This window comes from Muricoccus harenae (assembly GCF_009848505.1).
GTDB lineage: Bacteria > Pseudomonadota > Alphaproteobacteria > Acetobacterales > Acetobacteraceae > Roseomonas > Roseomonas harenae.
The window spans coordinates 1-24591 of sequence record NZ_WWDL01000045.1 but is presented as its reverse complement, the minus strand read 5'-3'; the positions used below and the strand labels follow the sequence as shown (position 1 = coordinate 24591).

Genomic DNA, 24591 nt, shown 5'->3' with positions numbered 1-24591 from the left:
ACGGCGCCTAGACCACCGGCCCGCGAACCTTTCCCCGAGGAAAAAGCCGCATGTCCGCCACCCTTCCGGCCCAGACCGATTCCAGCACCCTGACGGGCGCCGAGATCGTCCTCCGTGCGCTGAAGGAGCAGGGCGTCGAGGTTATCTTCGGCTATCCGGGGGGCGCTGTCCTTCCGATCTACGACGCATTGTTCCAGCAGAACGCCATTCGCCACATCCTGGTGCGGCATGAGCAGGCGGCGGTGCATGCCGCCGAGGGTTATGCGCGCTCCACCGGCAAGGTGGGCTGCGTGCTGGTCACCTCCGGCCCCGGCGCCACCAATGCGGTGACCGGGCTGGTGGATGCGTTGCTGGATTCCATCCCGGTGGTCTGCCTGACGGGACAGGTGCCGACGCATCTGATCGGCAACGACGCCTTCCAGGAAGCGGATACGACGGGGATCACCCGTCCCGCCACCAAGCACAACTACCTGGTCAAGAAGATCGGGGATCTGGCGCGCACGGTGCATGACGCCTTCTACGTGGCGCGCTCCGGCCGCCCCGGCCCGGTGGTGGTGGACCTGCCGAAGGACATCCTGCTGGCCAAGGGCAACTACGAGGAAGCACCGAAGGAGGAGCACCGCTCCTACCGCCCGGCGACGCGCCCCGATGCCGAGCAGATCCGCAAGGCCGTGGCCCTGCTGAAGGGGGCGCGGCGCCCGGTGGTCTATGCCGGTGGCGGCGTGATCAATGCGGGCCCCGAGGCGAGCGAGCTGCTGACGAAGTTCGTGCGCATGGCGAACATGCCCTGCACGAACACGCTGATGAGCCTCGGCGTATTCCCGGCCAGCGATCCGCGCTTCATCGGGATGCTCGGCATGCACGGCACGGTCGAGGCGAACCTCGCCATGCATGGCTGCGACGTGATGTTCAACATCGGCGCGCGCTTCGACGACCGGGTGACGGGGCGGCTGAACGCCTTTTCGCCGGGTTCGAAGAAGATCCACGCCGATATCGACCCGTCCAACATCAACAAGAACGTCAAGGTGGACGTGCCCATCGTGGGCGATGCCGGCGAGGTGCTGCGTGCGCTGATCGAGGCCTGGGAGGCCGATGGCGCGGAGCAGGACCGCGAGGCGCTGGCCGCCTGGTGGCGCGAGGTGGATTCCTGGCGCGCGCGGAACTGCCTGCGCTATGAGCAGAGCGGCAGCATCATCAAGCCGCAGCATGCGGTGAAGCGGCTGTACGAGATCACCCGAGAGAGCGGGCGCGAGACCTTCATCACCACGGAGGTGGGCCAGCACCAGATGTGGGCGGCCCAGTATTTCGGCTTCGAGAAGCCGAACCGCTGGATGACGTCGGGCGGGCTGGGCACGATGGGCTACGGCCTGCCGGCGGCGGCGGGCGTGCAGATCGCGCATCCGGACGCGCTGGTGATCGACATCGCCGGCGAGGCCTCGATCCTGATGAACATCCAGGAGATGGGCACGCTGGCGCAGTATCGCCTGCCAGTGAAGATCTTCATCCTGAACAACGAGTATATGGGCATGGTGCGCCAGTGGCAGGAGCTTCTGCATGGCTCCCGCTACTCCGAGAGCTACTCGGCGGCGCTGCCCGACTTCGTCAAGCTGGCCGAGAGCTTCCATGCACGGGGGCTGCGCGCGACGGATGCCAGCCATCTCGACGAGGTGATCCGCGAGATGATCGCCCATCCCGGCCCGGTGATCGCCGATATCGCCGTGGACCAGAAGGAGAATGTGTTCCCGATGATTCCCTCCGGCGCTGCCCATAACGAGATGATCCTGGGCCCGGGCCAGCAGGGGGGTGTCGCGGGCGTCACGGACGAGGGCAAGGTCCTGGTCTGAGGCGCGCGACATGTCCGACACGACTCAGCGCACCGCAACGATTGCCGTGCTGGTGGAGAACGAGGCCGGCGTGCTGGCGCGCGTCATCGGCCTTTTCTCCGGCCGCGGCTACAACATCGAGAGCCTGACGGTGGCATCGGTCGACGAGGAGCGGCGCCTGTCGCGCATCACCGTCGTCACCACCGGCACCGACATGATCATCGAGCAGATCAAGGCGCAACTCGACCGGCTGGTGCCGGTGCACACCGTCTCCGACCTGTCGCTGGAAGGGCCGCATCTGACGCGGGAGCTGGCGCTGATCAAGGTGGTCGGCCGTGGCGATACGCGGATGGAGGCGCTGCGCCTGGGCGACGCCTTCCGTGCCCGCGTGGTGGATGCGAGCCATGAGAGCCTGACCTTCGAGATGACCGGCGCCGCCGAGAAGATCGACGCCTTCGTGGCGCTGATGCGGCCGCTGGGGCTGGCCGAGGTGTCCCGCACGGGCGCCGTTGCCATCGCGCGTGGACCGCGCAGCCTGGCGGCCTGAAGACTGCAAGTTCCACCCAGAGGGGAAGTGAAGATGCGCGTTTACTATGACCGCGACGCGGATGTGAACCTGATCAAGGCCCGCAAGGTCGCGGTCATCGGCTTCGGCAGCCAGGGCCATGCCCATGCGATGAACATGCGCGATTCCGGCGTGAAGGATGTCGTGATCGGCCTCCGCCCTGGCGCCTCCGCGAAGAAGGCCGAGGCCGCTGGCTTCAAGGTGATGTCCCCGGCCGATGCGGCGAAGTGGGCCGACATTGTGATGGTGCTGACCCCGGATGAGGGTCAGGGCGACCTGTATCGTGAGCATCTGCACGCCAACATGAAGGAGGGCGCGGCCCTCGCCTTCGCGCACGGCCTGAACGTGCACTTCAACCTGCTCGACCCGCGCGCCGACATCGACGTGTTCATGATCGCGCCGAAGGGCCCTGGCCACACCGTGCGTGGCGAGTACCAGAAGGGTGGCGGCGTGCCCTGCCTCGTGGCCGTGCACCAGAACCCGTCGGGTAATGCGCTCGAGATTGCGCTCTCCTACGCCTCGGCTATCGGCGGCGGTCGCTCGGGCGTCATCGAGACGACCTTCAAGGAGGAATGCGAGACTGACCTGTTCGGCGAGCAGGCCGTGCTCTGCGGTGGCTTGGTCGAGCTGATTAAGGCAGGCTTCGAGACGTTGGTCGAGGCCGGCTACGCCCCCGAGATGGCATATTTCGAGTGCCTCCACGAGGTGAAGCTGATCGTCGACCTCATCTATGAGGGCGGCATCGCCAACATGAACTACTCGATCTCCAACACCGCCGAGTACGGCGAGTACGTCACTGGCCCGCGCATCGTGAACGCCGAGACCAAGGCCGAGATGAAGCGCGTGCTGGACGACATCCAGTCGGGCAAGTTCGCCCGCGACTGGATGCTGGAGAACAGGGTGAACCAGGCCAGCTTCAAGGCCACCCGCCGCCGCCTGGCCGAGCATCCGATCGAGCAGGTGGGCGAGCGCCTGCGCGGCATGATGCCCTGGATCAAGAAGAACCAGCTGGTCGACCAGACCAAGAACTGACCGCTCCAGGGAGCGCCGCCGGGCCAGATTGCCCGGCGGCGTTCACCTGTTGGCGATCGGCGCTTGCCTCATTCCGCTCCCTGACCTAGCCTTCCACACATGCAGGCGATCCCCGCCCGTTCCGCGCCTTTCCGCACCGGCCTTTCGGCCGTTGCCGCCGCGCGCCCGGCCCTCGCCCTCCTTCCGCTTCTTCTTCGACTTCGCCGCCCCTGGGCGTGACGCGCGGCTGACCGGCCGGCATCGCTCAGGGGGATCCCCCGGGCGATGCGCCCGCATGTCACCACGCGACACACGGCACTGAAGGACGGCACAAATGGCCAGCAATCACCCCAGCTTCGGCAATATGGCCGACGACCGCGTCATCATCTTCGACACCACGCTGCGCGACGGCGAGCAATCCCCCGGCTTCTCCATGAACTTGGAGGAGAAGCTGCGCATGGCGGAGAGCCTGGCCGAGCTGGGCGCCGACGTGCTTGAGGCCGGCTTCCCCATCGCCAGCCCGGGCGACTTCGACAGCGTCCGCTCCATTGCCCAGCGCTTCGCCAAGAGCGGACCGGTGGTCTGCGGCCTGGCGCGCTCGGGGGATGCCGATGTCCTGCGCGCCGCCGAGGCCATCAAGCCCGCAGCCCGCGGCCGTATCCACACCTTCATCTCCACCAGCGAGCTGCACATGCGTGTGAAGCTGCGCATGTCGAACGAGGATGTACTGGCCGCGGTGGTCCGCAGCGTGACGCTGGCCCGCCAGCACACGGACGACGTGGAATGGTCCGCCGAAGATGGCAGCCGCACGGATCCCGACTTCCTGTGCCGCTGCGTCGAGGCCGCGATCAAGGCGGGGGCCACCACCATCAATGTGCCGGACACGGTCGGCTATGCCCTGCCGGAGGATATGACCCGCATCTTCACGATGTTGCGGGAGCGGGTGCCGGGCGCGGATGGGGTGATCTTCTCCACCCACAACCATGACGACCTGGGCTTGGCTGTCGCCAACACCATCGCCGCCATCCAGGCCGGCGCCCGGCAGGTTGAATGCACGATCAACGGCATTGGCGAGCGTGCCGGCAATGCCAGCCTGGAAGAAGTGGCGATGGCGCTGCGCACGCGCGGCAATGCGATTGCACGCAAGACCGGCATCGTCACGCCGAATATCCTGCGCACCTCCCGCCTGCTGGCGACCATCACTGGCTTTGACGTGCAGCCGAACAAGGCGATCGTCGGCCGCAACGCCTTCGCCCATGAGTCCGGCATCCATCAGGACGGCGTGCTGAAGGACGCCTCCACTTATGAGATCATGACGCCGGAGTCGGTGGGCTGGACCACGAACTCCCTAGTCTTGGGCAAGCATTCGGGCCGCGCGGCCTTCCGCGACAAGCTGAAGGTCCTGGGCTACGAGCTGGGCGACAATGCCCTGAACGACGCCTTCCGCCGCTTCAAGGACCTCGCCGACCGCAAGAAGGTCGTCTACGACGAGGACGTGATGGCGCTGGTGGATGACGAGGTCGTCCGCCAGAACGACCGCGTGAAGCTGACGGCGCTGACCGTCACCAGCGGGCTGCACACCCGCCCAATGGCGACGCTGAAGCTGGAGATTGATGGCGAGGAGCAGGAGGGCGTGGCGGTCGGCGATGGCGCCGTGGATGCCACCTTCAATGCTATCCGCACGGCCTACCCACACGAAGTGGCCCTGAAGCTCTATGCCGTGCAGTCCGTCACCGGCGGCACCGATGCCCAGGCGCGGGTGACGGTGCGCTTCGAGGAGAAGGGCAAGCTGGTGGACGGGCAGGGGGCGGATACCGACACGATCGTCGCCTCGGCCCGGGCTTACGTGAATGCGCTGAACAAGTTGCTGGTGAAGCGGGAGCGTACGGCGCCAGCGGAGATGCCCGCGCCGGCGGCCTGAGCCTTAGGGGAAGGGTGGCCCGGCCACCCTTCTGCGGCCGAACATGAAAAAGGGCGCCCATCGCAGGGCGCCCTTTCGTTTAACCGTGGCCCTCCCGGGCCCACTGCCTCAGCGCCAGGCGGGGCGGCCCAGATTGACGTCTCGGCCGCTCGTCAGGGCGCCGCCGGCGGCACCGGCCGCACCGCCGATCAGGGCGCCCGTCCCCGCATTGCCGCCCGTGATGGCCGCGACGCCGGCGCCGGCGCCGGCACCCAGAAGACCGCCCGAAACCGCGCGATCGCCGGTGCTGTAGCCGCAGGCGCCGAGGCCGAGGCCGGCAACGGCGAGCAGGGCAAGGGTGGTCTTCCTCATGGGGTCAGTATCCTATGATGTTGGTCGCTGTCTCAGGAACGCCGCCTCGCGCCCCAGGTTGCTGAACCGTCATCTTGTCGGACGTCCCGTGTTTCCGGCTTGAGTGGCCCGCCCCTTGCGGCTAGTCACCGCCATTATCCCGCGCCCGGCCTGCCGGGCGGCCAACGCGCATCCCGAGGTCATCCCCACATGTTCTCCCGCCTGTTCGGCTTCCTCTCCGCCGACATGGCCATCGATCTCGGCACCGCGAACACCCTGGTCTATGTGAAGGGCCGCGGCATCGTCCTGAACGAGCCTTCGGTCGTGGCCATCGCCGATATCCGCGGCCGCAAGCAGGTCCTGGCGGTGGGGGAGGAGGCCAAGATGATGCTCGGCCGCACCCCGGGGAACATCGCCGCCATCCGCCCCCTGCGGGACGGCGTGATCGCCGACTTCGAGGTGGCGGAGGAGATGATCAAGCACTTCATCCGCAAGGTGCATAACCGCCGCTCCTTCGCCTCCCCGATGATCATCGTTTGCGTCCCCTCTGGCTCCACCGCGGTCGAGCGGAGGGCCATCCAGGAGAGCGCCGAGTCGGCCGGGGCTCGGAAGGTGCTGCTGATCGAGGAGCCCATGGCCGCCGCCATTGGCGCCGGCCTGCCTGTGACCGAACCCTCCGGTTCCATGATCGTGGATATCGGCGGCGGCACGACCGAGGTGGCGGTGATCTCCCTCGGCGGCATTGTCTATGCCCGCAGCGTCCGCGTGGGCGGGGACAAGATGGACGAGGCCATCATCTCCTACATCCGCCGCCAGTTTAACCTGCTGATCGGCGAGAGCACCGCCGAGCGGATCAAGATGGAAGTTGGCTCCGCCGCCCCGCCGGACGGCGAGGAGGGCCGGATCGCCGAGGTAAAAGGCCGCGACCTGATGAACGGCGTACCGCGGGAGGTCTATGTCTCCCAGCGCCAGATCTCCGAGAGCCTCGCTGAGCCGGTCTCCCAGATTGTCGAGGCCGTGAAGGTTGCTCTCGAGAACACCCCCCCCGAACTGGCGGCGGACATCGTGGACAAAGGAATCGTGCTCACCGGCGGCGGTGCGCTGCTCCATGGGCTGGACGGTGTCCTGCGCGATGCCACCGGCCTGCCGGTCAGTGTGGCCGAAGAGGCACTCTCCTGCGTTGCATTGGGTACCGGGAGGGCCCTTGAGGAGATGAAGCGTCTTCGCCACGTGCTGTCTTCGATGTATTAAGGGATCACGGAATAGAGAGAATGACCGGGTTCGGTCGACCTTCGTTCCCGAGTCTCGTTCACAGTCAGTCTCTTGGGTGCCGAATTTCCCGAATCGGGTGAGGCGCTGCAGGCGGGGAGGGGGAGATCGGCATGATTCGTCTCAGCATCCCGCTCCGGCAGGCCCTTGCGCGGCTGTCCGTGCCGGTTCTCATTGCCGCGGCCTTCGGGACCATGCTTCTGGGCAAGGCGGATACGGTGTTGGTCGAGCGTAGCCGCATGGCGGTGGCAGACCTTCTGGCTCCGCTCTATGCCGTGGCGGCCGAGCCGATCGGGGCGGTCCGCCAAGTTGTCTCGGAGGCGCACGTCCTTCTTAACCTGCGCGAGGAGTCCAGCCGTCTGCGGGAGGAGAATGACCGCCTGCACCGCTGGCAGGCGGCTGCCCTCGCGCTTGAGGCGGAGAACGCGCTGCTCCGGCGCCAGCTTTCCTTCGTGCCGGACCCGGCGCCGCAATTCCGCACCGCGCGGGTCGTGGCCGATGCCGGCGGCACCTATGCCCGTGCCGTGCTGATCGCAACCGGGCCCTATCTGCAGGTCCAGAAGGGCCAGGTGGCGCTGGACGAGCGTGGCCTCGCCGGGCGCGTCACCGAGGTCGGGGGGCGCTCCGCCAGAATCCTGCTGGTCACGGACATGAACAGCCGCATCCCGGTGGTGCTGGAGGGCTCCCGCGCCCGCGCCATGATGGTCGGCACCAATGGCGCCCGCCCGCGGCTGCAGCACTGGCCCTCCGGCATGCAGCCGCAGGCCGGGGACCGGGTGGTGACTTCGGCCGAATCCGCCACCTTCCCGGCCGGGCTACCTGTGGGGATCGTCCGGATTGGCGAGACCGGCTGGCCGGAGGTGGAGCTTTTCGCCCAGCTCGACCGGCTGGACCTGCTGCGGATCTTCGAGTTCGGGCTTGCGGGGATCCTCCCGCCCGAAGCCGTGGCGCGCCCCGACCCCACCATCCGCCCGCGGCGCTGATCCGGTCATGGCCCGTCAGGGACGCCCCGCCTCGGCCCCCGGCCTGCTGGCGCGGCTGGACGCGCTGGCCCGCGCCGCGGTGCCTGGCGTGACCACGGCGCTTGGCATGATCCTGGCCGCGGCACCGGTCGGGTTGCCCTCCATTCTGCCGGCGGTGGGGCTGGCCGGGGTGTTCTTCTGGAGCCTCTTCCGCCCAGGCTCCATGCCGGCGCCGGTCGCCTTCGGCATGGGCCTGCTGCAGGACCTGCTCGGCTTCGCGCCCCTCGGGATCGGGGTGCTCACCCTGCTGCTCACACACGCCGCGGCGCTGCGGCTGCGGCGTGTCCTGGCCAAGCAATCCTTCCTGCTGGTCTGGCTGGCCTATTGCGGCTTCGCGCTGCTGGCGGTCGGAATCGGCTATGTTCTGCAGGCGCTGCTCGCCTGGCAGGTGCCGTCCACCACCCCGGCCATCGCGCAGCTGGGCCTGACTATCGGTCTCTATCCATTGCTCGCTTGGCTGATGGCCTGCGTCCATCGTGCGATGCAGCGGGCGGAGGCCCTGGCATGAGGGAGGTGGCATGAGCGCCGCCCGCAAGGAGGAGGAGGCCCGGCGCGGGGTTTTCACACGGCGCGCCCTTGTGGTGGCAGGCGTGCAGCTCGGTGCGCTCGGCTTCCTGGGCTGGCGGCTGAACAAGCTGCAGGTGGAGGAAGGGGAGCGCTACGCGACGCTGGCTGAGGAGAACCGTATCTCCGCCCGGCTGGTCGCCCCGCCGCGGGGCCGGGTTCTGGACCGCGAGGGCAAGGTGATCGCTGGCAGCCAGCTGAACTGGCGCGCCCTGATCGTGGCCGAGGATGCGCGGGACGTGTCCGCCGTGCTGGACACGTTCAACCGGATCGTGCCGCTGACCGACGCCGAGCGCGCCCGGATCGAGCGCGAGGTCCGCCGCCGCCGCCGCTTCATCCCCGTCACGGTACGGGAGTTCCTGACCTGGGACGAGATGGCGCGGATCGAGATGAACGCGCCGGACCTGCCTGGCATCTCGGTCGATGTCGGCACCACGCGGGAATATCCCGAGCGCGAGCACCTGGCGCATATCGTCGGCTATGTGGCCCCGCCCGCTGAGGCCGACATCGGCGAAGACCCGCTGCTGGAGCTGCCTGGCATCCGCGTCGGCCGCGCTGGCATCGAGCGCCACCACGACAAGGCCCTGCGAGGCCGCGCCGGCTCGATCCGGCTGGAGGTGAATGCGGTCGGCCGCGTGATCCGGGAGCTCGACCGCCGCGAGGGACAGCCTGGCCAGGATGTGCAGATCAGCATCGATGCCGAGCTGCAGCGCGCCGTCCGCGCCCGTTGCGAGGAGGGGACCAGTGCCGTGGTGCTGGATGCGAAGACGGGCGAGGTGCTGGCCATGGCCACCCAGCCTTCCTTCGACCCGAACCTGTTCAATGCTGGCGTCTCGGCGGTGCAATGGCGGGATTGGACCCGCAACCGCCAGACGCCGCTGATCAACAAGACGACCAACGGCCTCTATGCCCCTGGTTCCACCTTCAAGATGGTGGTGGCCCTCGCAGCGCTGGAGGCGAAGGTCTGCACGCCGGCCGAGCGCGTCTTCTGCCCTGGTCACTACGACCTGGGCGACACGCGCTTCCACTGCCATTCCCGTGGTGGCCACGGCAATCTCGATATGCGGGGCGGGATCAAGTATTCCTGCGACGTCTACTTCTACGAAATGGCCAGGCGCACCGGCATCGACCGGATCGCCGCCATGGGGCGCCGGCTGGGCCTCGGTGTGGATCTCGAGATCGAGCTGCCGGGCACAAGGCGCGGCCTGATGCCTACGAGGGAGTGGCGCCAGGCGCAGGGCAAGCCCTGGAACCTCGGTGACACGGTGGTGCACGGCATCGGCCAGGGCTTCTACCAGCTTACCCCGCTGTCGCTGGCGACCATGACGGCGCGGCTTGCGACCGGCCGGGCGGTGCAGCCGCATCTCACCCGCGCCATCGGCGGCAAGCTGGTGCGTGGCGTGAAGCCGGATGACTGGCCCACCCTCGGCATCCCGGAGCGTGACTTGCGCCTGATGCGGGAAGCCATGTGGGCGGTGGTGAACGAGGAGGGCGGCACGGCCCGTTCAGCGAGGCTTCCCGCCGGCATGGGGCAGCTTGCGGGCAAGACGGGCACCACCCAGGTCCGCCGGGTCAGCCGCGAGCAGCGCGAGCGCGGCTTCCGGGTGGAATCCATGCCGCGCGAATGGCGCCCGCACGCGCTGTTTGTCGCCTTCGCCCCGGTCGACAATCCGCAATACGCCGTGATGGTGATCGTGGAGCACGGGACCAGCGGCTCCGGCGCCGCGGCCCCGATCGCGCGCGACATCATGATCGACACCATCAACCGGTTCCGCCAGCCGGTGAACGCGCCTCCGGCCCGGATGGCCGAGGCCGCGCAACCCGTGGGTCCCCGCCCATGAAGACCCGGCCCCTGATCATCCAGCCCATGAAATGCTGCCCATGATGCTGCGCGAGCCCACCATCTACGAACGCCGCCTGCTGATGCGGCAGCACAGCTTCGGCATCCTCGAGAAGCTTTGGCAGATCCCCTGGATTTTCGTACTGATGCTCTGCGCCGTGGCGGCGATCGGCTATGTCGCCCTCTACTCCGCCGGTGGCGGCGTACCGGAGGCCTATGCGACGAAGCATGCGCTGCGCTTCGGCTTCGGCCTCGTGATGATGCTCTCCATCGCACTGGTCGATATCCGCGTCATCGCGCGCTTCGCCTGGGTGGGCTATGCGGCGGGCATCGCGCTGCTGGTGCTGGTGCTGCTGCATGGGAATATCGGCAAGGGGGCGCAGCGCTGGATCGACATCGGCCCGGTCCAACTCCAGCCCTCAGAGCTGATGAAGATCATGCTGGTGCTGGGTCTGGCCGCCTGGTTTCACCGCGCCTCCTGGGAGCGGATGGGCAATCCGCTCTTCCTTGTCCCTCCGGCCCTTATGGTGCTGGTTCCAGTCGCGCTGATCCTGAAGCAGCCGAATCTCGGCACGGCGCTGATCACCGGCATGATCGGCGCGGCCATGTTCTGGGCGGCAGGGGTTCGGTGGTGGAAATTCGCCATCCTCTTCGCCGCCATCGGCTTCGCCGCCCCCATCGCCTATGAACGCCTGCACGACTACCAGCGGGCCCGGATCACCACCTTCCTTGATCCCGAGAGCGACCCGCTGGGCGCCGGCTATAACATCATCCAGTCCAAGATCGCCCTCGGCTCTGGCGGGATGTGGGGGAAGGGGTTCCTGCAGGGCACGCAGGGTCATTTGAACTTCCTGCCGGAGAAGCAGACGGACTTCATCTTCACCATGATCGCCGAGGAGTTCGGGCTGGTAGGCGCCCTCGGCACGCTTGGCCTGCTGGCATTGGTGATCATCTTCGCCATGCTGACGGCGCTGCGCTGCCGCCACCAGTTCGGGCGGCTCGTCGCACTGGGGTTGGGGATGAACTACTTCCTCTATGTCTTCGTGAATGTGGCGATGGTGACGGGCAGCATCCCTGTGGGCGGCGTGCCGCTGCCGCTGATCAGCCATGGCGGCTCGGCCATGCTGACGGTGATGCTCGGCTTCGGGCTGCTCGGGAGCGTCTATGTGCATCGGGACGCAGAATTCGCTGCGGCACGGGAATAGCTTGGAAAACGGGGTTGACCTCTCCGGAGGATGAGATAGAAGCCGCCTCCCGGGCCGAGAGCTTCAGCCCCGACCCGGGACGGCCCGGCGCCTAGGCGCTGCGGTCACAAGCGTTGGCGTGGACCAGTAGCTCAGCTGGTAGAGCGGTCGACTCTTAATCGATTGGTCGTAGGTTCGAGCCCTACCTGGTCCACCAAACCTTCCTTCCCACGAACTTTCCCCCTTCCATATCGTGACCCGGCCGGCATCGGTTTGGCCGGTCGATCGGAATTTCGGGGCTCGGTCCCAGCTTGGCCTTGCCTAGCGCCTGCAGGCGCAGCGCAAATCATTTGCCGACATCGCCGCTACATCTGCCCACGCGCCTCTGGACGCGGTGGGCCATCGCGGTCCAGGCTTCCTCCAACTACGACACTACGGAGGAAATGATGATCCAACGACGCTCCCTCATTGGGGGGCTCAGCGTTGCCGCTCTGCCCATGGCCGCCCGCGCTCAGGAGAATTACCCGACGCGGCCCATCACCATGTTCGTCGGCTTCGCGCCGGGCGGCGGGACGGACATCGTGTCCCGCATGCTGTCCCCGCGGCTCCAGGAAGAGTTGGGACAGCCGGTCACGGTGGAGAACCGCCCCGGCGCCAGCGGAACCCTTGCGGCCGGAATGGTCGCGCGGGCTAGGCCAGATGGCTACACGCTGCTTACCGGCACCGTCAGCTCGCAATGCTCTGTGGCGCCGCTGATGCGCCCGCCGCCATACGACCAGCTGCGCGACTTCACGCCCCTGATGCTCGTCGGCACCTTGCCGCTGGTGATGGTTGTGCGCGCGGACAGCCCGGCGCGGGACGTGGCGAGCCTGAGGGCCTATGCGAAAGAGAAACCCGACGGGCTGAACTACGGCACGTCCGGTGTCGGCAGCCAGCAGCACCTGGCGAGCGAGCTTCTGGCGCGCCAAGGGCAGATGAAGATGACCCATATCCCCTATCGGGGCACCGGGCAGTCGGTGAATGCCTTGATGGCCGGGGATGTCGACGTGAACATCGACACGCTGGCGACCTACCTGCCGCATATCCGCGGCGGAAGGCTGCGGGCGCTGGCGACCACCCTGCCGGCCCGCGCGGCCTCGCTGCCGGAGGTGCCGACCGTCGAGGAACAGGGCTTCCCCGGCTACGACATGTCCGTCTGGTACATGGTCCTCGGCCCTGCCGGATTGCCGCCAGAGGTGGTGCGGCGCCTGGAGGGGGCACTCGGCAAGACGATCGCTGATCCCACAATCAATCGCCGACTCGTGGATGCCGGCTACATCCCGGGCGGCGGCACGGCGGCTGCGGCGGCGGCGCTGGTGCGTCGGGATGCTGAACGACTGGGACGGCTGGTGCAGGAGGCCGGCATCAAGCTGGAATAGGCCCGAGACCCGAGCCCGGGAGGGGTGCCTCAGCGGGATGCCTGGAGCCCATGCTGCAGGAGCCGGCAGGCCCTCTCCCGCCGGTTGCTCTGCTCGACCTGGGCCCGCAAATCGTGCTGTAATGAAATGGGGATGGCGGCTGGTGGCTGCACGTCCACGCGACGGGGCGCGGAGCTGTTGGCATGCGGGCATTGATGTGCGTCCTCCACCTCACCGGCCTTGCCGGCGGGGGGCGCCACGGCCGCATCCTCGCGGCGTTCCTGCTGTCCTTTGCGCTTTCCTCCGGCGGCAGCGTGGCTCAGGAGGGGACGGCATCCGCCCCTATCCGCCTGCAGGTGGTCGGCGGGCTGGCCGGTGTGAACCAGTACACGCGGCTGGAGGAGCCCTTCTGGCGGCTGCGTCTGCCGCAGATCAGCGGCGGTCGGCTGACTGCTGACATCTCCGCCTTCGATCGCAGTGGTATCCGCGGCCAGGAAACGCTACGCCTCCTCCGCCTCGGGGTCACGCCCTTCAGCACCGCGCTGCTTGGCCTGGTTGCCGCGGAGGAGCCGGAGCTTTCCGCCCTCGAGCTGCCCGGCGTGTCCCCGGACATGGCGACGCTGCGGCGGGTGATCGCCGCTCAGCGCCCCTGGCTGCAGGAGATGCTGAGGGAGCGGCACGATACGGAGTTGCTGGCCGTCTATATCTATCCGGCGCAGGTCTTCTTCTGCGCGCGCCCCTTCAACGGCCTGCTGGACCTTCGGGGGCGGCGGATCCGCACCTCCTCGGCGGCCCAGTCCGAGCTGGTTTCGGCGCTCGGCGCCGTTCCGGTCGTCATTCCCTTCGCCGAGATCGTTCCGGCCATCCGCGCCAATGTGGTGGAATGCGCGATCACCGGAACCCTCTCCGGCTGGCAGATCGGGTTGAACGAGGTGACGAGCCACATCCATGCCATGTCGCTGACCTGGGGCGTATCGCTTTTCGGGGCGAACAGCACGGCTTGGGCCGGCTTGCCGCAGGACATGCGGCACCTTCTCCGCCGTGAGCTGGCGGGGCTGGAGCAGCGCATCTGGGAGGCTTCGGACGCCGAGACCGGCCTCGGCCTCGCCTGCAACACCGGCAGGCCGGAATGCACCGGCGAGCAGGCCGAGGTGGGCGGCGTCCGCGGGCGTGGGCGCATGACACTGGTCAATGTCTCGCCCGAGGACGATGCGCTGCGCCGGCGCCTGGTGCGGGAGGTTATCCTCCCGCGGTGGGCGGAGCGCTGCGGCAGCGCCTGCGCAGAGGAATGGAATGACCGGATCGGCGATGCCCTTGGCATTGCCGTGCCCGTCCCGAAATAGGCGCGATGCCTCCTCGGCTCCTTTGGCCCATCCAGTCCGGCTCGGCCGGGCTATGGATCGTGCTTGGCACGATTGGGATGCTGGTCGTGCAGGCGACCGTGGCCTTCTCAATCGTCCGCGAGGGCGAGCGCGCCGCGACAGCCAATGCGCAGGAGGCCGTCGAGGCGGCGGCGGAGAGCGCCGCCTCCTCGATGAACCGCAGCTTCCTGGCGGTCGACAGCGCCCTGGCCGGGCTTCCGAACCTGCTCACCGCTACGCTGCCCGCCGATGCCGATGCGCGGCCTTCCGCCCGCTCCGCCGCCCTGTCCCGCGTGCTGATGGGGCTCAGCGACAGCAGCCTGGGTTTCCGGGACCTCATCCTCCTGCCGCTGGAAGGGGGGACGCCCATTGCCGCCGCCGTTGCCGGTTCGCGCCGCCGCGCGCCACCGGTGCCGCATTCAGCGCTGCTTGGGCCGCGCCAGGCCAGCGGCCCGGGGCGGGGTGGCGTCACCATCGCCGGCCCGGTGCCCAATCCGGCCACAGGCGAGTGGGCGCTCTTCCTGGCCCGCCCGATGACCCTGCCGGGCCTGCCGCCCATGCTGGCGGTGGCGGAAGTGCCTGTACCAGTCGTTGCCTCCGGCCTCACCGGCTATGGCGCACGTGGCGACATGGTGGGACTGCGCGTGCTGCTGATCCATGGCGAAGACCGGGTGCTGCTGGCCAGCGTGCCGCATGACGAGTCGCGCATCGGACGCCCGGTCGCCCGCCCGCTTGCCGAGGGGGTGGATCCGGGGGCCTTCATCGGGCTCTGGCGCACGCTCTATCCATCCCTGCATGTCGTGGCGACGCAGGATGCCGAGCTGGCGCTGCGTGACTGGCGGAAGAACGAGACCCGCATCCTCTATGCCACCGGCGGACTGGCGATCCTCACCATCGCTATTGCGGCCCTGCTCCTGGCCATGCTTCGCCAGCGGGACAAGGCGGAGGCGGAGCGGGCGCGCGGCCGGCAGTTGTTGGAATCCTCGATCGAGGCGATGGCCGATGGCTTCGTCATGTGGGACGAGCAGGACCGGCTGATTGTCTGCAACCAACGGTACCGCGACTTCTACCGCGCCAGCGCCCCGGTTCTCCGCCCGGGAGTCACGCTGACCGAGCTCATGCGCTACGGCGCCGAGCACGGGCAGTACCCGCAAGCCGGCCCGAACAAGCAGGCCTTCGTTGCCGAGGCGGTGGCACATTACCGCCACCCCTGGAACACGGCGCCGGTCGAGCGGCTGCTGCCGGACGGGCGGTGGATCCTGGTGACGGAGCGGCGCGTGCCCGGTGGCGGCTCTGTTGGCATCCGCACCGACATTACCCAGCAGAAGCGCGCCGCCGCCGACCTGGCTGAGGCGCGCGACCAGGCCGCCGCGGCGGGGGCGGCCAAGTCGCGCTTCCTGGCGCGCATGAGCCACGAGTTGCGGACCCCGCTGAACGGCGTGCTCGGGATGGCGCAGGCTTTGGCCTCCGACCCGACGCTCTCGGCGGAGCAGCAGGCCCGCGCGGTGATGCTGGAGGAGGCCGGGCGGCATCTCCTGGCGGTTGCCAATGACGTGCTGGACCTCGCCCATGTTGAGGCCGGACGGATGCCGTTGCGGCGCGTGCCGACCGCGCTCATCCCGCTGCTGGATGCCTGCGTGGACCTGACGCGCTCCGCGGCCGTGGTCCGGCGCGTCACGGTGATGACAGAGCACGACCCGAGCCTGCCGACCGGGCTGCAGCTCGACCCGATGCGCCTGCGGCAGCTGTTGCTGAACCTGCTGTCCAACGCGGTGAAGTTCACGCCTGAGGGCGGGAAGGTGACGCTTCGGGCGCAGCGGTGGGAGGAGGCGGGGCAAGTCCAGCTGCGTCTGGAGGTGCTGGACACCGGGCCAGGCATTCCCGCCGATCAGCGCGGCGCCGTCTTCCGCGATTTCGTCCGGCTGGACCGGATCGATAGCGGTGCCGCGCCCGTGGAGGGCTCCGGCCTGGGGCTCGCCATCGCCACCGGCATCGTTGAGGCGATGGGTGGGCGGATCGGGGTGGATGATAATCCTGAAACCCTGGCAGCCGGCCGCACCGGCTCCCGCTTCTGGGTGGAGCTTCCGCTCGAGGCCGCCGTGGTGCCGAAGCTGGCCGCCCCCGCGCCCACTCGCGGGCGGGCGCTGCGGGTGCTGGTGGTGGACGACGTGGCGACGAACCGGTTGGTTGCCCGTGCCCTGCTGGAGCGCATCGGCCATTGCGCGGAACTGGCCACTGGAGGTGCCGAAGCCATCGAGGCGGTGGCGAGCGCTGCCCGGCGTGGCCAGCCCTTCGACCTCGTGCTGATGGACCTCGCCATGCCCGAGATGGATGGGCTGGAGGCCACGCGCCGGCTGCGGGCGCTTCCGCGGCGCGAGGGCGGTGACGTGCCGGTGGTGGCGCTGAGCGCTGGCGTCTTCGACAGCGACAATGCCGCCTGTCGGGAAGCGGGGATGAGCGGTTACCTGGCGAAGCCGGTGACGATCGAGGCGCTGACGGTGGAGCTCGCGCGGATCGCGCCTGATCCGATGGAGACTCCGGAAAAGGCGGCGGCCAAGTAGGGCACGGCCCCTACTTTGAACCATCCTATCCGTGCCGCTGGCCGGCGCGCCGCACGGCTGGACAGTTAGAAGCCCTCGGCCGCCACTTCCTCCGCCCGGCGCCAGACGCGCAGGAAGTTCCCCGCCCAGAGCAGGCCGAGCGCCTCGCGGTCATAGCCACGGCGGTGCAGGGCCTCCGTCAGCCCGCCTGTCTCGCCGGCATGCATCCAGCCCGTCACGCCTCCGCCGCCGTCGAAATCGGAGGAGAGGCCGACATGGGCGAGGCCGATGCGGCGCACGGCATGATCCACATGGTTCGCAATGTCCTCGACGCTCGCGACGAAGCGGCCGTCCGGCCCGGCATCGCGCAGGAAGGCGGGCACGGCGGTGATCTGCACCAGGCCGCCGGAATCCCGCAGCGCATCCAGCTGCCCGTCATCCAGGTTGCGCGGATGCGGGCGCAGCGCGGCGCAGCAGGCATGGGTGGCGACGATGGGCGCGCGCGAAGCCTCCACGGCCTGCATCATTGAATCGCGCGAGGCGTGGGACACGTCCACCAGCATTCCGAGGCGGTTCATCTCCTCGATTGCCTTGCGGCCGAGATCCGACAGGCCACCGTGCAGGGTGGCGGGCTCGGGGCGGTCCCGGCGGGGGCGGGCGGCGTCGGCCAGGTCGTTGTGCCCGTCATGGGTCAGGGTGAGATAGATCGCGCCCAGCCCGCGCCAGAGCGCGAGGCGGGACAGGTCGTGTCCCATGGCATTGCCGTTCTCCACCGCCAGCAGCACGGCGGTGGCGCCGGCGGCATGGGCGGATTCCAGCTCCGCCACGCGGGTGACGATCCGGCGGCCCTCACCATGGGCGGTGTCGCGGATGGCGCGCAGCATGGCCTCGGCGCGGGCGCCGGCCTCCGCGTGATCCTCCGGCGTGCGCGGGCCTTGCGGCGTGTAGGCGATGAAGACCACCGCCTTCAGACCGCCCGCCTTCATCCGCGTGAAGTCGACGCAACGCTGAGTCACGCCGCGCGGGTCAGGCATGTCCGGCCACGGGATGTCGACATGGGTGTCGAGGGTGAGGGTCTCGGTGTGAATCTCAGCGTGCATGACGTTCGGTTCAGTTCGTGCGGGCGTCGGCGATCCGGGCGATCAGCTGCTGCAGGGCGTCGGGGTGCAGCCAGCGGAAGACCGCAACGATTCGCGTGGAGGGCTCGATCCAGATGGTGTTTCCACCCGCGCCCACGGCGAAGAGGCTCGCCCTGTCCGCCTCGGGGAAGCGGCCGCTACGGTTGAGCCACCAGAGCAGGCCGTAATCCGGATGCAGCGACACCGGCACGCCCGATTCCGCCACCCAGCCCTCGGGCAGGATGCGGCGACCTTCCCAGACGCCGTCGTTCAGCATCAGCAGACCGAGCCGCGCCTGGTCCTCGGCATGGGTGACGATGCCGCCGCCCCAATGCCCGCCGCCGGGCACCGAGACGACCTTCCGCCCCCCCAGCCCGACGGTGGAGGTGCGGTAACCTTCCCAGCGCCATTCCGTGGAGGAGCCGATCGGGTCCGCCACGCGCTCCTTCCAGACCTCCGGGAGCGCGCGGCCGAAGCGGTGAAGCAGGGCGAGGGAGAGAACGTTCACGCGGACGTCGTTATATTCCCAATGTTCGCCGGGGGCGGCGAGGGGGCGGGGCCAGCCCTTCGGCTTCTTGCCTTCCGAGGCGAGGTCGCGGCCGCGGTCGATCTGGTCCGCCTTGCCGAAGAGCGTGCCCTCCCATTCGCTGGTCTGCTGCAGCAGCATCCGCCAGGTGATCGCGCCGTTGCGCGGGCCGTCGAAGGCCGGATCGTCCACGCTTTCGGAGACACGGGCGTCGAGATTCGGAATCAGCCCGTCGCCATGCGCGACGCCGGCGAGGATGGAGAGGCACGATTTGGCGACCGAGAAGGTCATGTCTGCCTGGCGCGTGTTGCCCCAGCGGGCGGCGACGACGCCGTCGCGCAGGATCAGCCCGTTCGGGGCGCCCCGCGAGGCGACCGGACCGAGCACCTCATTGTCCGGAGCCGGCTCGAAATAGCCGCTCTCCAGATGAGCCAGCAGATCGCGCGGGAAGGGGGTTTCGCGCGACTCGGCGAAGGCGACAGCCTCGGCAAGCCTCGCGGGATCGAAGCCGAGCAGGCCGGGCGCGGCTTCGGGGAAAGGGACAGGGGAGGGGGCGGGAGAGCTCATCGCGGAGCAAGTTGGACCGCCGCGGGGCGGAGGCATAGGGGGGCGCCACTCCCTGGTCTCCCTCCCTGGTGTGTGGCGGCGGAAGCACCACATTCCGCTCATGACCCAATCTTCCCCGAATCCCCCCGGCGCGCAGGTGGCTCTCCTCGGTGGCGGCTGTTTCTGGTGCCTTGATGCCGTCTACCGCAACCTGCAGGGCGTCTCCGAGGTGGTCTCCGGCTATGCCGGCGGCCATGTGGCGAACCCTTCCTATGAGCAGGTCTGCGGCAAGGGTACCGGCCATGCGGAGGTGGTGCGCGTGGTCTTCGATCCAGCCATCGTCTCCTATGACGACATCTTGCGCGTGTTCTTCACCATCCACGACCCGACCACCAAGGACCGGCAGGGCGCCGATGTCGGGCCGCAGTACCGCAGCGTGATCTTCTTCGACGGGCCGGAGCAGGAGGCCACCGCGAAGTCCGTCATGGCGGAGGTGGCGCGGGAAGGGCTGTATTCCGGGCCGCTCGTGACCGAGCTGCTGCCGGCGCCGGAATTCTGGCCGGCAGAGCCGGAGCACCAGGATTACTTTAATCGCAACCCCTGGTCCGGCTATTGCCGTGCCGTGGTGGCACCGAAGGTGGCGAAGTTCCGCAAGGGCTTTGCCCATCGGCTCAAGGAGCGTGCGGCATGAGTGCGGCCAAGGACGAGGACGGAAAGCTCATGGTGGAGCGCAGCGATGCGGAGTGGCGGGAGAGCCTCGCCCCCGACGCCTATCGGGTGCTGCGCCACCACGGCACGGAACGCGCCGGAACCAGCCCGCTGAACGTGGAGAAGCGGGACGGCGTCTTCCACTGTGCCGGATGTCAGGCGCCGCTCTTCACCAGTGACACGAAATACGAGAGTGGCTCCGGCTGGCCGTCCTTCTGGAAGCCGATCGAGGGCGCGGTGCGGACCACCACGGACCGCTCCCACTTCATGACCCGTACGGAGGTGCAATGCGCCAGCTGCGGCGGGCATCTCGGCCATGTCTTCCCGGATGGCCCCCGCCCGACGGGCCTGCGCTACTGCATGAACGGCGTGGCGCTGGACTTTCACCCGACGGATGAGGACGGGCCGGCGGTCGAGTAGCCCGCTGCGGCTTGCATGGGCGGGTTCTCCGGATTCGCCCTGGTCACGCCTATGGAATGACCTCCAAGCCACGTCATTGCGTGCTAGACGCGATGGCGTGGCAAACCGCCAAACGTTAACCTGCGGGCCATGGCGCCAGCCGCCCGTTCCGGAGCCGACCATTCCATGCGCCGCCTCGCCCTCGCGCTTCCCCTCCTCGCGGCCGGCTTCCTGCCGGGCCCGGGCCGGGCGGATGTGGTCTTCGTCGTGAACTCGATGGATCCTGGCATCCAGGTTGTGGATGCTGCGACCCGGGCGGAGCTGCGCCAGATTCCCGTGCTGCGGGAGCCGCATCACCTCACCCTCTCTCCCGCACGGGACGTGCTGCTGGTGGGCGATTCCGGCGGCAACGAGATCCTCTTCCTCGATCCCGCCACGGGCGAGGTGAAGAAGCGCGAGCGGATCGCCAATCCCTATAACCTCGAGTTCAGCCCGGACGGGAAGCTGCTGGTGGTGACGGGCCTGCGGCGAGATCAGGTGGACATCTACGGCTGGGACGCGCCGACGATGGGGCTGAACCTGTTGGGCCGGGTGAAGCCCGGCGACATGCCCAGCCACATCGCCTACCGCCCGGACAGCCGCTTCACCTACATCACGCTGCAGGGCAGCCGTGCCATCGCGGCGATCGACCTGGAGACCCGGCAGATCGCCTGGACGCTGCAGGTGGGTCGCGAGCCGGCAGGCATCATCTGGCACAACGGCAAGCTGCTGATCGGCATTATGGGCTCGGACCACGTGGCCGTGGTCGATCCCGAGGCGCGGCGGGTGGAGCGGACCATCAGGGTGGGACGCGGCGCGCATGCGCTTTTCCCTTCGCCCGGCGGCGGGCCGATCTATGTCACCAGCCGGGTGGACAGCCGGATCACGGCGCTCGATCCAGTCAGCCTCGACGTGATGCGGGTCTATGACGTGCCCGGCGGGCCGGACTGCCTCTCCTTCGACGAGCAGGGGAGGATCTGGGCGACACTACGCTGGAACCGCCAGCTCGGCCTGCTGGACCCGGCGACGGGGGAGGTGTCAACCTCGCTCGTCGGGCGCTCGCCGCACGGCGTCCTATTCCGAAACTGGAACATGCAGGCGCGCAACGAGGCGCCCGCGGCGCCGTTGGCGCGCTGAGCCGATGCTTCGCTGGCGTCAGGCGGTGCGGCGGCTGCTCCTGGCCGCGTTGGCGGCCTTGCTTACGCTCCCGGCCGCGGCGCAGTCCTGCCGCGGCACGCTCTACCTGACCATTGATACAGGCTGGTCGCGGGAGGCGGAGGAGATTGCCGCCATCCTCCGCCGCCGCAATGTCCGCGCCACCCTCTTCCTCGCCGATGAGCCGACGGCGCGGGGCGACCGTTCCCTCTCGCCCGGCTGGGCCGATTTCTGGCGGGCGCGGGCGGCGGAAGGGCATGTCTTCGCCAGCCATACCTGGCGCCACTGGTACTTCACCGGCGATGCTGGGCGCGGTCGGGTCCGCTATGCCTCCCGCCGTGCTGGCGAGGGCGCCGAGGTGCTCGACCAGGCAGCGCTTTGCGCTGAGTTGGAGCGGCCGATCCAGGCGCTGCGCGCCATGGTGCCGGAGGCCAAGGTGCTGCCGCTCTGGCGCGCGCCTGGCGGGCGGACCACGTCCGGTGCCGTCGCCATGGCACGACAATGCGGGTTTGCGCATCAGGGCTGGACCGCGGACGGCTTTCTCGGCGACGAGCTGGATGCGGCTGCGCATCCCAACCGTGCCCTGCTGGCGCGCAACCTGGCCAATATCCGCGACGGCGAGGTCCTGATCATGCATTGGGGCGTGCGCAGCAGGCGTGAGCCCTTCGCAAGCATCCTGGAGCCGCTGATCGCCGGGTTGCAGGAGCGCGGCTTCTGCTTCGAGACATTGCCACCGGAGGGGCGGCACTGATGTTCGATGAGATCATCCGCCTTTATGATTCCTTTACCAGCTGGCTGTTCCAGGCAGCTGTGCAGCCCGCGCTCTATGCTGCCGGGATGATGGAATGGGCGGATGACGCCTTTTCATGGATGGACTTCTTCGTCTTCGGCGTGGTGCAGGTTCTCGTGGTCTATGCCGTCTGTCGGCCGCTGGAGGCCTGGCGTCCGGTGGAGCGCTGGGAGGACCGGCGCGTGGTGCAGACGGATGTCGTCTACACGCTGCTCGCGCGGCTGGGGCTGCTGCCGCTGATGGCCTTTGTGATCCTGTCCGGCGTGCAGGCCCAGATAGCGGGATGGATCGCGGATCTCGGCTGGGTGGCGCCCAACCTTGAGACCCTGATCCCGGCGCTGGAAAGCCAGCCGTTGCTGGCCTTCGCCCTCTATATCCTCATCCTGGACTTCGGGGAGTACTGGCGGCACCGGCTGCAGCACACCCTGCCTTGGTGGTGGGCGCTGCATTCGATCCACCACGCCCAGGAGAAGATGACCTTCTGGACGGATGACCGGAACCACGTGATCGACGACATGATCGCGGCGCTCTGGTTCGGCGGCCTGGCGCTGCTGATCGGCGTGCCGCCGGGGCAGTTCCCGCTGATCGTGCTGATCTTGCGCGTGGCCGAGAGCCTGTCCCACGCGAATGTCCGCCTCTCCTTCGGACGGGTGGGGGAGCGGCTTCTCGTCTCGCCGCGCTTCCACCGACTGCATCACGGGGTGCTTTCAGCCGGGGAGAGCGGGCGGAACTTCGCGGTGCTGTTTCCCTTCTGGGACATGCTCTTTCGCACCGGCGACTTCCGGCGCGATGTCTTCCCCCGCACCGGCGATCCGGAGGCGATGCCTTCGCTCGTCCATGGCGGCTGGTGGCGGCAGCAGGTGGAGGGAACGCAGCGTCTCATCGCCACCATCCGCGGGAGCGGCTGACGGGTGTCCCGCCGCCCCGGGGGCGGGGCGGCGGAACCTGACCGCGGGCGGGCCATGGCCGTGCCAGGGGCGGCGCGGCCGGGAACGCGTGGCCCGAGGGGTGCCACGGCAGGTCGCCTGGGCCGGGGCAGGACCCTGCGACACGAGGGAACCTATGGGGCCGCGTGGGTGACGGCCATGACGCTTTGGCTATCGCCGCCATCGACGCTGCCATGGAGTCCGTCGCGCCCTTGATCCGTTTCGCCCGGCCGCCATACTGCCCGTGGCAGAAGGGTAACAATCCGGCCATACGCCTGTCAGACGGCTTCCAGACGCAACCGAGGAGGTTGAGATGCGAGGCCGGTTTCTCCTAGCCGCGGCGACCCTTTTGCTGGCTGTACCGCTGGCGCAGGCACAGCAATTCCCGACGCCAGGGCGCCCGATGCTGCTGATGGGCGGCTTTCCCGCCGGCACCCAGGCAGACATCTACTGGCGTGTGATTCAGCAGCCGCTCGCGGCCGAACTGGGCGTGCCGATGGTGGTGGAGGCGCGCAGCGGCGCCTCGGGCAACATCGCGCTTGAAGCCACCGCGCGCTCGGCACCGGACGGGCACACGGTGCTAGCCGCCACCTCGGCCATGCTGGCGATCAACCGCGCTGTGCTGCCCTCAATGCCCATCGACACGCAGACGGACCTCGCGCCTGTGATGACGCTGTTCGAAGTGCCGAATGTGCTCGTGGTGAGCACCGAAAAGCGGCCGGGCTATACAGATTGCCGGGCGCTGATGGCGGCCGCCCGTGCGGCGCCGGGCAAGTTGAACTATGCCAGCAGCGGGATTGGCGCCTCCACCCATCTGGCGGCGGCGCAATTCGCGACCGCCGCGAGCCTCGACATGGTGCATGTGCCCTATCGGGGCGGGCCTTTCGCCATGACGGCGCTCTTCCAGGGCGATGCCGACCTGTTCTTTTACCAGTCGGGCCCGGTGCTGGACGATTGGCGGCTCGGGCGCGTGCGGCTGCTCGGCATGACCTCGGCCCAGCGCATGCCGACGCTGTCCCAGATCCCCACCATCGCCGAGGCCTGCGGCATGCCGGGCTTCGAGAGCACCACCTGGTACGGCATCGTCGTCTCCGCCCGGACGCCGAAGCCGATCATCGAGCGCCTGCACGCCGCCATCCTGAAGGTGACGGACACGCCCGAGGTGCGGACGCGAATGGAGGCGCTGGGCTTTACCATGATGCTTGGTGGGCCTGAGGCCATGCGCAACCGGCTCGCGGCCGACATCCCGCACTGGGCTGGGGTCGTGGAGCGTTCCGGGGCGAGGCAGCAGTAAGCAGCGGGGCCCAGGGGGCATCGCCCCCTGGGCCTTCGCACTAGTGCACTGACCCAGACGGAGGATTCACAAGGGGGCGCTGCGCTGGAATTTTCTGGGCATGGCCCAGACCGTCAGTGTCATCGTTGGATCTGAAGATCGCGCCCACCTGGCTGCGATCATTGGCGACCGGAACCGCCCGCTCAAGCATGTACAGCGGGCCAACATCATTCTGCTCTCCGCTGAGCGGCTGCCGGTTCTGGAGGTGGCGCGCCGCGCGGGCG

At 68.6% G+C, this 24591-nt stretch carries 21 protein-coding genes, 1 tRNA gene and 1 pseudogene; 20 read left to right on the top strand and 3 right to left on the bottom strand.

Features of this window, described 5'->3' with window-relative positions; all coding sequences use genetic code 11:
• Positions 1-50: 50 nt before the first annotated feature.
• From GSE44_RS22885 to GSE44_RS22870, 4 genes are all read left to right on the top strand, one after another.
• Positions 51-1844, top strand: a complete 1794-nt coding sequence (locus GSE44_RS22885; RefSeq protein WP_159351147.1) for an acetolactate synthase 3 large subunit — start codon at positions 51-53, stop codon at positions 1842-1844.
• Positions 1845-1854: 10 nt separating this feature from the next.
• Positions 1855-2370: an acetolactate synthase small subunit gene (ilvN, locus tag GSE44_RS22880; protein WP_159351146.1), complete on the top strand. Its 516-nt coding sequence runs from the start codon at positions 1855-1857 to the stop codon at positions 2368-2370.
• A 33-nt stretch (positions 2371-2403) separates the two neighbouring features.
• Complete coding sequence (gene ilvC / locus GSE44_RS22875; RefSeq protein WP_159351145.1) at positions 2404-3420, top strand: ketol-acid reductoisomerase; 1017 nt, start codon at positions 2404-2406, stop codon at positions 3418-3420.
• 313 nt (positions 3421-3733) lie between these two features.
• Entirely contained in the window at positions 3734-5320 is a 1587-nt protein-coding gene (locus tag GSE44_RS22870; RefSeq protein ID WP_159351144.1) for a 2-isopropylmalate synthase, read from the top strand.
• Between the two features lie 108 nt (positions 5321-5428).
• Here GSE44_RS22870 and GSE44_RS22865 read toward each other — a convergent pair whose 3' ends face one another.
• A complete protein-coding gene (locus GSE44_RS22865; protein ID WP_159351143.1) occupies positions 5429-5671 on the bottom strand; it encodes a hypothetical protein in 243 nt (80 codons plus the stop codon).
• A gap of 189 nt (positions 5672-5860) precedes the next feature.
• On the opposite strand from GSE44_RS22865, the gene GSE44_RS22860 reads away from it, so the two are divergent.
• The 9 genes from GSE44_RS22860 (at position 5861) to GSE44_RS22820 (ending at position 16848) form a co-directional block, all read left to right on the top strand.
• A complete protein-coding gene (locus GSE44_RS22860; RefSeq protein ID WP_159351142.1) occupies positions 5861-6901 on the top strand; it encodes a rod shape-determining protein in 1041 nt (346 codons plus the stop codon).
• 131 nt (positions 6902-7032) lie between these two features.
• Entirely contained in the window at positions 7033-7902 is an 870-nt protein-coding gene (gene mreC / locus GSE44_RS22855; RefSeq protein ID WP_159351141.1) for a rod shape-determining protein MreC, read from the top strand.
• Between the two features lie 7 nt (positions 7903-7909).
• Entirely contained in the window at positions 7910-8449 is a 540-nt protein-coding gene (gene mreD, locus GSE44_RS22850) for a rod shape-determining protein MreD (RefSeq protein WP_159351140.1), read from the top strand.
• Positions 8450-8459: 10 nt separating this feature from the next.
• A complete protein-coding gene (gene mrdA / locus GSE44_RS22845; protein ID WP_159351139.1) occupies positions 8460-10346 on the top strand; it encodes a penicillin-binding protein 2 in 1887 nt (628 codons plus the stop codon).
• Positions 10347-10386: 40 nt separating this feature from the next.
• The gene (gene rodA, locus GSE44_RS22840; RefSeq protein ID WP_159351138.1) at positions 10387-11550 is read left to right on the top strand and encodes a rod shape-determining protein RodA; all 1164 of its coding nucleotides are present in this window, start codon (positions 10387-10389) and stop codon (positions 11548-11550) included.
• A gap of 120 nt (positions 11551-11670) precedes the next feature.
• A tRNA-Lys gene (locus tag GSE44_RS22835) sits at positions 11671-11746 on the top strand.
• A 229-nt stretch (positions 11747-11975) separates the two neighbouring features.
• Positions 11976-12947, top strand: a complete 972-nt coding sequence (locus GSE44_RS22830) for a Bug family tripartite tricarboxylate transporter substrate binding protein (RefSeq protein ID WP_159351137.1) — start codon at positions 11976-11978, stop codon at positions 12945-12947.
• 182 nt (positions 12948-13129) lie between these two features.
• On the top strand, positions 13130-14269 hold the full coding sequence (locus GSE44_RS22825) for a TRAP transporter substrate-binding protein (RefSeq protein WP_201306206.1): 1140 nt from the start codon (positions 13130-13132) through the stop codon (positions 14267-14269).
• 5 nt (positions 14270-14274) lie between these two features.
• On the top strand, positions 14275-16848 hold the full coding sequence (locus GSE44_RS22820) for a PAS-domain containing protein (protein ID WP_159351136.1): 2574 nt from the start codon (positions 14275-14277) through the stop codon (positions 16846-16848).
• A gap of 65 nt (positions 16849-16913) precedes the next feature.
• Here GSE44_RS22820 and GSE44_RS22815 read toward each other — a convergent pair whose 3' ends face one another.
• Together GSE44_RS22815 and GSE44_RS22810 are read right to left on the bottom strand one after the other, a co-directional pair.
• Positions 16914-17927, bottom strand: coding sequence for a dipeptidase (locus GSE44_RS22815; RefSeq protein WP_159351135.1), 1014 nt, complete (start codon positions 17925-17927; stop codon positions 16914-16916).
• Between the two features lie 10 nt (positions 17928-17937).
• On the bottom strand, positions 17938-19038 hold the full coding sequence (locus tag GSE44_RS22810) for a serine hydrolase domain-containing protein (RefSeq protein ID WP_159351134.1): 1101 nt from the start codon (positions 19036-19038) through the stop codon (positions 17938-17940).
• A 100-nt stretch (positions 19039-19138) separates the two neighbouring features.
• Between GSE44_RS22810 and msrA the strand changes: the two genes are divergently transcribed.
• From msrA to GSE44_RS22775, 7 genes and pseudogenes are all read left to right on the top strand, one after another.
• Positions 19139-19708 carry a peptide-methionine (S)-S-oxide reductase MsrA gene (gene msrA, locus GSE44_RS22805; RefSeq protein ID WP_159351133.1) on the top strand — a complete coding sequence of 190 codons (570 nt, stop codon included), beginning with the start codon at positions 19139-19141 and terminating at the stop codon, positions 19706-19708.
• A gap of 29 nt (positions 19709-19737) precedes the next feature.
• Positions 19738-20145 carry a peptide-methionine (R)-S-oxide reductase MsrB gene (msrB, locus tag GSE44_RS22800; RefSeq protein WP_159351153.1) on the top strand — a complete coding sequence of 136 codons (408 nt, stop codon included), beginning with the start codon at positions 19738-19740 and terminating at the stop codon, positions 20143-20145.
• Between the two features lie 165 nt (positions 20146-20310).
• The gene (locus GSE44_RS22795) at positions 20311-21300 is read left to right on the top strand and encodes a YncE family protein (RefSeq protein WP_159351132.1); all 990 of its coding nucleotides are present in this window, start codon (positions 20311-20313) and stop codon (positions 21298-21300) included.
• A 4-nt stretch (positions 21301-21304) separates the two neighbouring features.
• On the top strand, positions 21305-22069 hold the full coding sequence (locus GSE44_RS22790; protein WP_159351131.1) for a polysaccharide deacetylase family protein: 765 nt from the start codon (positions 21305-21307) through the stop codon (positions 22067-22069).
• A complete protein-coding gene (locus tag GSE44_RS22785) occupies positions 22069-23016 on the top strand; it encodes a sterol desaturase family protein (protein ID WP_159351130.1) in 948 nt (315 codons plus the stop codon). The genes GSE44_RS22790 and GSE44_RS22785 overlap by 1 nt, the downstream gene beginning before the upstream one ends.
• Before the next feature lie 331 nt (positions 23017-23347).
• Positions 23348-24328, top strand: a complete 981-nt coding sequence (locus GSE44_RS22780; RefSeq protein WP_159351129.1) for a Bug family tripartite tricarboxylate transporter substrate binding protein — start codon at positions 23348-23350, stop codon at positions 24326-24328.
• 100 nt (positions 24329-24428) lie between these two features.
• Positions 24429-24591: pseudogene (locus tag GSE44_RS22775) on the top strand (IS630 family transposase); the annotation flags it as partial.

Bases quoted from the DNA above. Each gene is read 5' to 3' on its own strand.
- GSE44_RS22815 (WP_159351135.1), bottom strand. From the start codon at position 17,927: ATGCACGCTGAGATTCACACCGAGACCCTCACCCTCGACACCCATGTC.
- msrB (WP_159351153.1), top strand. From the start codon at position 19,738: ATGGTGGAGCGCAGCGATGCGGAGTGGCGGGAGAGCCTCGCCCCCGAC.
- GSE44_RS22830 (WP_159351137.1), top strand. From the start codon at position 11,976: ATGATCCAACGACGCTCCCTCATTGGGGGGCTCAGCGTTGCCGCTCTG.
- GSE44_RS22785 (WP_159351130.1), top strand. From the start codon at position 22,069: ATGTTCGATGAGATCATCCGCCTTTATGATTCCTTTACCAGCTGGCTG.
- ilvC (WP_159351145.1), top strand. From the start codon at position 2,404: ATGCGCGTTTACTATGACCGCGACGCGGATGTGAACCTGATCAAGGCC.
- GSE44_RS22825 (WP_201306206.1), top strand. From the start codon at position 13,130: ATGCGGGCATTGATGTGCGTCCTCCACCTCACCGGCCTTGCCGGCGGG.
- GSE44_RS22795 (WP_159351132.1), top strand. From the start codon at position 20,311: ATGCGCCGCCTCGCCCTCGCGCTTCCCCTCCTCGCGGCCGGCTTCCTG.
- GSE44_RS22810 (WP_159351134.1), bottom strand. From the start codon at position 19,038: ATGAGCTCTCCCGCCCCCTCCCCTGTCCCTTTCCCCGAAGCCGCGCCC.
- rodA (WP_159351138.1), top strand. From the start codon at position 10,387: ATGATGCTGCGCGAGCCCACCATCTACGAACGCCGCCTGCTGATGCGG.
- GSE44_RS22870 (WP_159351144.1), top strand. From the start codon at position 3,734: ATGGCCAGCAATCACCCCAGCTTCGGCAATATGGCCGACGACCGCGTC.
- mrdA (WP_159351139.1), top strand. From the start codon at position 8,460: ATGAGCGCCGCCCGCAAGGAGGAGGAGGCCCGGCGCGGGGTTTTCACA.
- GSE44_RS22790 (WP_159351131.1), top strand. From the start codon at position 21,305: ATGCTTCGCTGGCGTCAGGCGGTGCGGCGGCTGCTCCTGGCCGCGTTG.
- GSE44_RS22820 (WP_159351136.1), top strand. From the start codon at position 14,275: ATGCCTCCTCGGCTCCTTTGGCCCATCCAGTCCGGCTCGGCCGGGCTA.
- GSE44_RS22780 (WP_159351129.1), top strand. From the start codon at position 23,348: ATGCGAGGCCGGTTTCTCCTAGCCGCGGCGACCCTTTTGCTGGCTGTA.
- msrA (WP_159351133.1), top strand. From the start codon at position 19,139: ATGACCCAATCTTCCCCGAATCCCCCCGGCGCGCAGGTGGCTCTCCTC.
- GSE44_RS22885 (WP_159351147.1), top strand. From the start codon at position 51: ATGTCCGCCACCCTTCCGGCCCAGACCGATTCCAGCACCCTGACGGGC.
- mreC (WP_159351141.1), top strand. From the start codon at position 7,033: ATGATTCGTCTCAGCATCCCGCTCCGGCAGGCCCTTGCGCGGCTGTCC.
- GSE44_RS22865 (WP_159351143.1), bottom strand. From the start codon at position 5,671: ATGAGGAAGACCACCCTTGCCCTGCTCGCCGTTGCCGGCCTCGGCCTC.
- mreD (WP_159351140.1), top strand. From the start codon at position 7,910: ATGGCCCGTCAGGGACGCCCCGCCTCGGCCCCCGGCCTGCTGGCGCGG.
- ilvN (WP_159351146.1), top strand. From the start codon at position 1,855: ATGTCCGACACGACTCAGCGCACCGCAACGATTGCCGTGCTGGTGGAG.
- GSE44_RS22860 (WP_159351142.1), top strand. From the start codon at position 5,861: ATGTTCTCCCGCCTGTTCGGCTTCCTCTCCGCCGACATGGCCATCGAT.